Annotated in this window: 10 protein-coding genes; 4 read left to right on the forward strand and 6 right to left on the reverse strand. The window is 39.4% G+C overall.

Features of this window, described 5'->3' with window-relative positions; all coding sequences use genetic code 11:
* Positions 1-59 precede the first annotated feature (59 nt).
* Entirely contained in the window at positions 60-803 is a 744-nt protein-coding gene (locus BM135_RS17110) for a phage tail fiber protein (protein WP_175486192.1), read from the forward strand.
* Between the two features lie 386 nt (positions 804-1,189).
* On the opposite strand, the gene BM135_RS15830 is transcribed toward BM135_RS17110, so the two are convergent.
* From BM135_RS15830 to BM135_RS15850, 5 genes are read right to left on the reverse strand one after another with little or no spacing between them, the layout of a single operon-like run.
* The gene (locus BM135_RS15830; protein ID WP_092521409.1) at positions 1,190-1,387 is read right to left on the reverse strand and encodes a hypothetical protein; all 198 of its coding nucleotides are present in this window, start codon (positions 1,385-1,387) and stop codon (positions 1,190-1,192) included.
* A 28-nt stretch (positions 1,388-1,415) separates the two neighbouring features.
* On the reverse strand, positions 1,416-1,970 hold the full coding sequence (locus BM135_RS15835; RefSeq protein ID WP_092521410.1) for an IbrB-like domain-containing protein: 555 nt from the start codon (positions 1,968-1,970) through the stop codon (positions 1,416-1,418).
* A gap of 9 nt (positions 1,971-1,979) precedes the next feature.
* Positions 1,980-3,266, reverse strand: coding sequence for a DUF3440 domain-containing protein (locus BM135_RS15840; protein ID WP_092521411.1), 1,287 nt, complete (start codon positions 3,264-3,266; stop codon positions 1,980-1,982).
* Positions 3,263-4,690, reverse strand: a complete 1,428-nt coding sequence (locus BM135_RS15845; RefSeq protein WP_092521418.1) for an SNF2-related protein — start codon at positions 4,688-4,690, stop codon at positions 3,263-3,265. The genes BM135_RS15840 and BM135_RS15845 overlap by 4 nt, the downstream gene beginning before the upstream one ends.
* Positions 4,680-5,765, reverse strand: a complete 1,086-nt coding sequence (locus BM135_RS15850; RefSeq protein WP_092521419.1) for a hypothetical protein — start codon at positions 5,763-5,765, stop codon at positions 4,680-4,682. The genes BM135_RS15845 and BM135_RS15850 overlap by 11 nt, the downstream gene beginning before the upstream one ends.
* A gap of 832 nt (positions 5,766-6,597) precedes the next feature.
* Between BM135_RS15850 and BM135_RS15855 the strand changes: the two genes are divergently transcribed.
* From BM135_RS15855 to BM135_RS15865, 3 genes are all read left to right on the forward strand, one after another.
* Positions 6,598-7,812 (forward strand): tyrosine-type recombinase/integrase, encoded by a 1,215-nt coding sequence (locus tag BM135_RS15855; protein ID WP_092521420.1) that lies wholly within the window; start codon positions 6,598-6,600, stop codon positions 7,810-7,812.
* A 224-nt stretch (positions 7,813-8,036) separates the two neighbouring features.
* Positions 8,037-8,252, forward strand: coding sequence for a helix-turn-helix transcriptional regulator (locus tag BM135_RS15860; RefSeq protein ID WP_092521421.1), 216 nt, complete (start codon positions 8,037-8,039; stop codon positions 8,250-8,252).
* On the forward strand, positions 8,252-8,527 hold the full coding sequence (locus tag BM135_RS15865; RefSeq protein ID WP_071880963.1) for an AlpA family phage regulatory protein: 276 nt from the start codon (positions 8,252-8,254) through the stop codon (positions 8,525-8,527). Before BM135_RS15860 ends, BM135_RS15865 begins: the two co-directional genes overlap by 1 nt.
* A gap of 183 nt (positions 8,528-8,710) precedes the next feature.
* Here the strand turns inward: BM135_RS15865 and BM135_RS15870 are convergent, their stop codons facing one another.
* Positions 8,711-8,899 (reverse strand): YlcI/YnfO family protein, encoded by a 189-nt coding sequence (locus tag BM135_RS15870; RefSeq protein WP_092521422.1) that lies wholly within the window; start codon positions 8,897-8,899, stop codon positions 8,711-8,713.
* Between the last annotated feature and the right edge of the window lie 346 nt (positions 8,900-9,245).

Consider the following 9,245-nt stretch of genomic DNA (forward strand, 5'->3'; position numbering starts at 1 on the left):
CACTGAAATCGATTAATGCCCTGACACGGGATATCGATATACTGTTTCAATCTGCGCTCATGAGGTCGAAGAACGGGGCGGATATTCCCAATAAACCGGAATTTGTGCGGAATATCGGTGCGGTATCAGCTAATGGTGGGAACTATCCGGGATATTATCGATTTTCACAGGTAACCGCGGATGGGTTGATTGTCAGGTCAAGCGGTTCGTGGGGAGGGGTGAGTTCATACCGACCCAGCGGGACATATTGGAGAATAGAAGGCGGCCCTGACGATGCTGATTTCCTGTTAAACTTTATAGATAGGAATCCAGATGGCTCAAACAAGAGCGTGCAGACACTACCCAAAGGAAACGGCACATTATTATCTTTAGGCGCTAACTGCTGGCGTGATAACAATGGATTTATTAAGCAGGGTTCCCCCATCCTCCAAATCTACCCCGATGGTACATTTACCACCAACGACGAATCCGAGGGCGCGACTGTTACCAAACTCGGAATCGGTCACTATCGGGTATTCGGTGTGCTGGGCTATAACGCGGATGGGGCTTGGGGTGTGCATGGGGGACTCAGTGTGCCCCGTGACAGCAACGGCAATGAATTAGTGTATGTGGAGGACAAAGTGCTGCCGGACGGGACGATTGATATCAAAATCACCCACCGACAAAATACTCATATGCCCGCGAGACTACAGAACCGACGCCTCAAAGACGTGGAGGAACAGACCTATTACACCGATGATGAGCCGTGTGACATTCCCGCAGGCACCCGCCTAGACGTCCGCGTCCAGATGCCAGAGGAATAGGCAGGTGTTACAGAACGCCTTGTGCATGTGCTTGCTGGATGTGTGCAAATCATCGTGATGTATTTGGTATGAGTATCAAAGAAATTCGCGATAGAGCTAAATATACTGATTAATCATCCTAGCCCGCCCCACGCGGGTTTTTCATAATCGCATTACCTCCTCCCAAACCATTGATTTCATTGAATTCCCATCTAATGCCGGAAAGGGATTTAAAAGTCCATTTAGGTTAAGGGTGGATTGCTGGCCTGTAGTGATAGTAACTTTATCGTCAGATGATGACCATTTTATCCCACTACCTCATCAAACTGCCCTGTAATTTCCCATTTTCATCACCATTTTGTTTATTGTATCCATTTAATATGGGCAAGCAGCCCATATTAATCTTTTCAGGGTGGGGAAATATTGTAGTGTTTGATAATAGCGTTTTCGATCAGTCTTACTTTGGTCTCTGGTTGTTCGTTCAGCCAATCAATAATCCATTTTGGAATTTTTATGGTCACAGGCATCTTTCTTAGATTTTTGTCAATAGGTGGTCTGCCAGCGCCCGCTCGTTTACCACCTCGCAATTCTAATTTATCACCCATTTTATTGTTCCATTCATTGTTTTAATAATTAAATTGTTAGTTGTGTCAACTGCTTGTCATAGAATTTTTTATCGTTGCTATCTTTTGTCCAAGCCTGACTAAAACACTTGTTACTGAACAATGCAGCCAATCCTGATATTTGCTTTAAGCGCAGAAGTTCGTCAGCGTCCATACCGATATTTTTCATGATCCATGCGTCAGACATTCCTGACTCGACCAGCTCACTGACGATGTTCGTCATAAGTTCAATGTTATGTGTGCCTCTTGCACGGTTATGACGTATGGTGCTGGCCATGCGATTATGTAACGGTTTATCAATGACAACAACAGGTAATAGGCCATTCTCCCGCTTATATATTCGTTTACTGGTTTTTAGCACCGTGTAGCGGTGGTAACCATCAACAATTTCATATGTATCAGTATCATTCATGTAGTAACAGACTATCGGCTGGGTAAATCCATCCTCCCAAATGGATAACTCCAGCAATTTCATTTCAGGAGGGGCAACCGCATTTGGGTTATATGCGTTTGAGCAAACTTTATCAACGGGGACAGCTTTAACATTATAAATTGGGCTTTTCATTTAATGACCTCATAAATCTTTGTATTTTTCTATGGCGGATTTTCGTTTGAGCATTTCGGCTTTTGTCTGGCTAAATCCCATGTATTTACCCACGTGGTCATTTTTTAATATACAGACACAGAGTCGTTTCCATGTAGGGATCAACTGAAATTCTTTGCTGTCGATGTCATCTGCATACTCCATACGGACGGGTGATTTTTCAGTTTTGTAGTTTGTTTTCTCACCAATATCAAATTTGATTCCAGCTGTGTTCAAGTCATTTATAGCATCCCTGCTTAGGACTCCACCTTTTTCTCGCCAGAATTTAATACTGGTTGCGAGTTTTTTCCGGTAATTTTCGGCTATATCCTCTGGTAACGTATTCAACAAAAATTTGGCGTATTGTTCCCAATTGAAATGCGATGGTTTTGTTATGTTTCTCCATCCCATAACTGTAGTGCCGCCATATATGGCAGTAAAATTGACGCCATTAACCCGTGATATCATTTTACCCCACATATCAGGGTCTATTGCGCGGTATAACCCAAGGGACGCTTTTGCTGCATTATGGAATGGTGAGGCTACTCGCATGGCATGAATGGGTAATCCTGCATAATAAAATAAATCATAGAGTCTATTGTAATCCCACCCAAACTTAGCATTGGCTATCCAGATATCTTCAGTGCACCAATCGTAGATTGGGTAGGCGTTGTAAATATTATCTGCAACTTTTGTTGTCCATGCTTTATTTTTATATTTGTTAATATTTTTATCACTAATAATGGTTCGCCAGCGGTCTAGACTCTCGTCTGAGCGAATGCCCACCAAAACACACGTTTTTTTGGCACCTTTCTTTTTGTGATACCACAGTGAAAACTGCTCCTGAAACTGATAATCTGTAGTATCCTGATTCAGGAAATCAAAATCATCCCATCCCAAATATTGTTCCGGTAACTCCCTGACCCATAACTCGCGTTTATCTGCGTCCCACGGGCGCCAATAGGTTTCAAACATACTGGTACATGTTGGACTCTTAACTGGAACGCAGCAACGTAAATTTTCTACCTCTCCATCCAGTTCTGCATATGTTTTATCCACGTATTCTGTAGTTGCGTTGTACTGCGCCTCATAATCAATATGAAAAACACCGAGTTTATGGCTCAGTTTGTTTTCTCTGGCATAGTTCAGTGCCAAATTCAGCAGCACGCCGCTGTCTTTACCACCTGAAAATGATATATATATATTGTCAAACTCAGAGAATATATATTCCAATCTAGCCATGGCCGCCTGATATACATTACAGTTCAGTTTTTTCATAGCGCCTTCACTATCGTTAATAGATTATCTGGGTTATTTTTTTTGGCATCTATAAGCTCATATTTAAATGATTCCATAGCGTTACTTTTTTTCTCATGTGATCTTCTAATCCTGTCCTCTATTCCAGAATCCGACCAAATATCAGTATAGAGAACATTGCGATACTGACCTATCCGGTGAAGCCTGTCCTCACACTGAATTCGTTCACCATATTTAAATCCGTTGCTAAAAAACACACAATCATTTGATTTTGTTAAATCCAGACCAAAACCGCCACAGCTTGCAGTTGCCAAAAAATACCCTCCGTTGTCACGCCACCGGGTTAAATTTTTATATCTGTTTCTTTTTTCAGTCAGTTTTCCATAATAGGTACTGATATTTTTATTAAACATACTCCCTAAAGTTTCTTCAATCAACTCTATGGATTTTCTGTGCTGTGTAAATATGACTACAGGCCTGTCAGGATGAATTGAATTCAGTGTATTTTTCAGCTCTTCAATTTTATTATTCCCGATATCATCGTATTCACATTTAAAATCAGGTGGAACTATGCCGTTAACAACTGACTTTAATGAGGTGAATAGTTTGTATATCGCAATCCCCATTTCGTGTTTTTCCATATCGAGAACATCTTCATAAAATTTATCTTTAATTTTTTCGTATAACTCTTTTTGCTTTAATGTGAGTTTAACCATTCGTGATGAATAGGTTTTTTCTGGTAAATCTAAGCATTCATCTTTTGTAATCTGATAGATATAAGGCTCTATTTTCTTAGCAATCAAATCGATGTTTTTACGATTTGTTATTAACCCCTTATATTCTTCACTGTATTCAAGGTGTTTTCTAACGAATGAATACCATGAGCGATACCCCAAAATTTTATCACTCAGAAATGATATTTGGCTATATAGATCCTCTATTCCCTGACTGATTGGCGTCCCTGTGAGTATTAACCTATATTTTGCCCGCTCACCTATCAGTTTTAATCGTTTAGTCCGTTTAGCAGTATGTCCTTTTATATAGCTTGATTCATCAACTATCAGCATGGTGTTTTCATCAATAAGATTATTAAACGCCATAGTGACTCGGTCGCTACCCCCGATACTTTCCAGTCCGACAATGTACCAGAACGCATTTTTTATATTGTCATCAGTGGTATTATCATCAAAAATATAAATGCTGCTATTTTTTGTATGTTTGGTAATTTGCTCAACAGCATTCATTTTCAGCGATACCGGGCAACACCAAACAAATTTATTAATTTTATGTTTTCGGTTATACCCTATCTGAATTGCTGTCAGGCTCTTGCCTGTGCCCATCTCCATAAATAACCCACCCACTCTAAGGTTATCCAGTTTTTTTACGGCCTTTGTTTGGTGTGTCATTAATGGGGTGATAATTTCCCACTGAGGTCTATTCATCATCAATTAAGTCCTTATGTATGCCATTAATACCTGAATCATTTTCAATGGGTAAAAGGTCATGATTTTTTGGCTCAGGAATGGAGCCGACAATTAATCTTGATTTCTCCTTATTCTCTGCCATTTTTAATTGTGCCTCAGCTTCTGAGGTAATTTTAAATCTGTGAATTTCAGCAAAATCTCTGATAGATGCCCATTGTTCAACCCTGATTTTCCATAGATTAGGCCTGGCATAACTCTCTATAGCTCCGTCCAGCATTTTTATTTCTTTTGTCAAATTGGCCTTATCATTCCATGAGATGAAAACATAATTTTTATTATTGCTTCTAACTGAGAAATAAATCCAGCGCGGGTATTTCGGTTCAAAACTGGCATTAATCGCCATTTTTCTGATGGATTCGTTAATAGTTGAAACAGGGAAGCCGTTTTTCAGTAGTGCATGTATAATTTCAGCCGCTCTGTCTTTTGAATCTCCGCTATCCCATTTTATTCGTAAAATCCATTTTTTCAGTCCGTCTTTATACTTAAATCCGTAAGAATGGACTATCTGAATAAATTGACCATTATCGCCATCAAATTCCAGATGAACCTCGTCACTGTATGCTGTCACCAGCGTACTTATTTTTTCAACTGGATTCTCTGGCTGAATAGTGGACTCATCAAAAACAGAATGCCTATAATTTTCACAGGTTATTTCAACCGCAAGTATCTCATCACGAAGCTCATGAATTATAGTGGATAATGAGCTTTCCCTGTTATCAATCCACCATGATGCATGTGATTTTTGTTTGATGGCATCTAAAAATGCCCTGGTAAAAATATTTAATTCATTGTCACCTATCCTGACGCGGCTATATTTTTCTTTTGCCAGCCCCGTGAGCAAGCTATCAACCAGATTATCAGCCCAAGCCCTTGTCTTTACTCGCCTTAAATCATATTCATCAAATTCATCAACAGAGTTAACAAATTCATCATAAGGAACTAACATTGAAATAATAACTGACCTGATATTCTCAGCCCATGCAACTTGTTTCTCGGTTCCTGTTAGTGGTAATAATCCCAATTCTTTATTTTTCATGGCTGCTTCTGCATTTTCCTTTATCCTCTTTTGAGGTAAGCAGTCATTATCCGAAACTGATGATTATTTCTAGGGTTCCATTCTCGTATGGAAGATTACATAATTTATGAAGCGGATTAATATCATGATAATCAACACGAACAGTCAAATATTTTTTATCTTCATCCGTCAATATAGATGATATCTCTAATGCAGATCGAAGTTTATCGTATAAATTATCTCTGAAGCATTTAGTGGTATAGTCATTTACAGTTAATCTTTTGCTCATATAACGCCCTCTCATGTCATTGATTCAATATTCATCTGAATTAACTCAGTATATGTTTAATATAGTCCAGAGTTTGAATTTAGGCAATCCTAAATTCAAAAATTGTACAATTTTTTTGATTTGGATCACTAAACCAATCGTTTTCATGCAGGAGCTAGCTAATGTGATTCTCGCTATTGTATAGCCGGATATCTATTGATGTGGTCGGTGGGGTGGTGGGTTGGGTGGGTGGGACGGATTTGGGACGGGTATTGAAAAGTAACCAGAAGTAACAATAGGTAACTTTGGGTAAGGTGGGACGTGTGAGCGCCAGTAAATGCGGTAATTGATTGATTTAGATAGTGACTCTACTCACTTCTAAGCCGTAGGTCACAGGTTCGAATCCTGTAGGGCGTACCATCCTTTAATATCTTAACGTCTTCCAAAGTCCATAAAACTCCAGTAAATACGCAGTATTAGCCATTTTTCGTTCTCCCGTAGTCTAGTAAGGTATGTTGAAATCTACGATCTTATGGGGGTATATTTAGGGGTACGTTCAGGTTCAATGAAGTGAGATACCCCCAAATGAAGCTAACAGCCCGACAGGTAGACACTGCAAAGCCTAAAGATAAACCTTATAAACTTGCAGATGGTGGTGGATTATATCTATTGGTTAACCCTAATGGCTCTCGTTATTGGCGGTTAAAGTATCGGATCGCAGGCAAAGAAAAATTACTCGCATTGGGGGTATATCCTGATATATCTCTCGCAGAAGCAAGAAATAAGCGAAATGAGGCAAGGAGAACGCTATCAGGTGGTAGTGATCCGCTTGAGGAAAAGAAAGCTGAAAAAGTCGCCAGAGCTTTTGCGGTCAATAATAGTTTTGAGTCCATCGCCATTGAGTGGCACGAACATAAGCGCCCTAATTGGTCAAAAGGATATGCCGAAGACATTCTGGAATACCTGCGAAAAGATATTTTTCCCTATGTTGGGAAACGTGCTATTACTGATATCAAACCCGCTGACATGTTAGCCGTTCTCCGAAAGATGGAGCAACGCGGCGTGTTAGATAAATTGAAAAAAACCAGACAAGCATGTCGGCAAATTTTCACATATGCCGTTATTACAGGACGAGCAGAATTCAATCCCGTTACTGATCTTGCCAGCGCGCTTAAGGCACCAAAGCAAAAACACTTCCCACACCTTTTAGCAGATCAAATGAATGACTTCCTGATAGCCTTGAATGATTATAGTGGAAGTAAGGTTACTCAATCAGCTACATGTTTGCTGATGCTTACTGGAGTGCGTACCATCGAATTGAGAGAATCAGAATGGACTGAATTCGATTTAGATAAAGATATCTGGCAAATACCTGCCGAACGTATGAAGATGCGCCGTCCTCACATCGTACCGCTATCAAATCAGGTTAAAGCTATTCTTATTAAGTTACACGCTATTACAGGGCGCGGGAAATATGTTTTCCCTGGTCGTAATGATGCGGGTAAGCCAATGAGTGAAGCCGCCATTAATCAGGTTCTTAAGCGTATTGGTTATGATGGCAGGGCAACAGGCCACGGATTCCGCCACACTATGAGTACAATTTTGCATGAACAGGGCTATAACACCGCATGGATTGAGACACAGCTTGCTCATGTTGATAAGAACAGTATCAGAGGAACATACAATCACGCCCAATATTTGGATGGTCGTAGGGAAATGTTGCAATGGTATGCCGACTATATGGATGTACTCGAACAAGGCGAAAATGTATTACATGGCGAATTTAAGAAGCGCGCTTAATTGGGTGAATAAACAACAATAGTTGTCGTTCAATATATAACTACTTAAGGTTATTTTTAATCATAAGTAGTTATTTCTGTAAACTGTAAGATATATTACATTCTTTGTATGAAGCAAGTTACTATTCCAACGTGATGATCTCACATTATAAATTCGGTTTAATTACTCCTGTTCTAATAACATCCAGAAACATCAAATATGGACAAACTAACAGGGGAAACTATATGTCAAAAATTACCACATCTAAAGAAAGTCTTATTCGCTTGTCCGAGGTTCAACGCAGAACGGGTTACAGTAAAGCGTGGATTTACAAACTCATTGAAGAAGATAAATTTCCGAAGCAAGTCAAAATTGGCACTCGCTCAATAGCTTTTATTGAGTCAGAAATTGATAGCTGGATAGCTCAACGTATCGCTGAATCTCGCGGTGAGATGATGTAATGAAAAAATACATCTCACCAACCGACGAACAGAGGAAATATATTCTTTCTGCTTATGGTGAATCTGAAAGAAGAATAAGGGAAACAGAACGAAAAAGATTAACGAGTATATCAAGAGGACATTGCTATAAATTAGAAGCCTTGGGTTTATTTCCTCCACGTTGTCATTTTGGGCGTAATTCCTGTGCGTGGCTTTTAAGTGATATTTTATGGTGGATACGCAATCCTCCAAAAGTAGAAAACGTAAACAACCCATATAGCCGAAAAGCACAGTAAATAAAGAAAAATCATGAAAAATAAAAAGACGGATAATAACCGTTACGGATATCCCTACGCCAAAAATAAGAAAAGTGATATTTCAATTATTTCTATAGTGATTAGTTGGAAGGAAAAGGATAGCACCGTGAATGCTATCCTTGGTGTGATCTATTTGCCCTCTTTGAAAGAGAAAAGATTGATTCAACTTTTAACTTTACGCTTCTCTAATTTGATCTTTTTTTCACAGGCATCAATAACCCATGCTGAGAAATTAGAATTTGGATTTATAGACTTATCACCATCCACATATGTATTGATTTCATCAAGTAACTCATGCGGAAAGCGGATGCCTTTTGTTGTTGAACGATTATTTTTATATCCCGTAGCCATAGTGAATTCTCATAGTTGGTGTACTAACACTATACCCGAAAAAATTGAAATTAAAACACTTGACGTGTTTGTACACCAAAGTGTAAGGTGTTTGTGCACTAAGAATTATTTGATTAGTGAAAATAACAACGCCTCGAAGTGCTGGAACACTGTCGAGGCGTCTAACCACAACGTAAAAGAGACTTACGCTATGGCTGACATACAGCATAACCAAACTCGCCTTAAATTTACATTCTTAATTGCATCCGGCATAGGGCAAACGGGTCTAATTTATACAGATGAAAATCCCACTGTCAGGATTTTCATCATATAGCCATTATCCCAGCCAGCCTTCTGGCGCTTAGTC

Origin of the sequence: Xenorhabdus japonica (assembly GCF_900115195.1) — a bacterium.
GTDB lineage: Bacteria > Pseudomonadota > Gammaproteobacteria > Enterobacterales > Enterobacteriaceae > Xenorhabdus > Xenorhabdus japonica.

Bases quoted from the DNA above. Each gene is read 5' to 3' on its own strand.
- BM135_RS17110 (WP_175486192.1), top strand. From the start codon at position 60: ATGAGGTCGAAGAACGGGGCGGATATTCCCAATAAACCGGAATTTGTG.
- BM135_RS15830 (WP_092521409.1), bottom strand. From the start codon at position 1,387: ATGGGTGATAAATTAGAATTGCGAGGTGGTAAACGAGCGGGCGCTGGC.
- BM135_RS15835 (WP_092521410.1), bottom strand. From the start codon at position 1,970: ATGAAAAGCCCAATTTATAATGTTAAAGCTGTCCCCGTTGATAAAGTT.
- BM135_RS15840 (WP_092521411.1), bottom strand. From the start codon at position 3,266: ATGAAAAAACTGAACTGTAATGTATATCAGGCGGCCATGGCTAGATTG.
- BM135_RS15845 (WP_092521418.1), bottom strand. From the start codon at position 4,690: ATGATGAATAGACCTCAGTGGGAAATTATCACCCCATTAATGACACAC.
- BM135_RS15850 (WP_092521419.1), bottom strand. From the start codon at position 5,765: ATGAAAAATAAAGAATTGGGATTATTACCACTAACAGGAACCGAGAAA.
- BM135_RS15855 (WP_092521420.1), top strand. From the start codon at position 6,598: ATGAAGCTAACAGCCCGACAGGTAGACACTGCAAAGCCTAAAGATAAA.
- BM135_RS15860 (WP_092521421.1), top strand. From the start codon at position 8,037: ATGTCAAAAATTACCACATCTAAAGAAAGTCTTATTCGCTTGTCCGAG.
- BM135_RS15865 (WP_071880963.1), top strand. From the start codon at position 8,252: ATGAAAAAATACATCTCACCAACCGACGAACAGAGGAAATATATTCTT.
- BM135_RS15870 (WP_092521422.1), bottom strand. From the start codon at position 8,899: ATGGCTACGGGATATAAAAATAATCGTTCAACAACAAAAGGCATCCGC.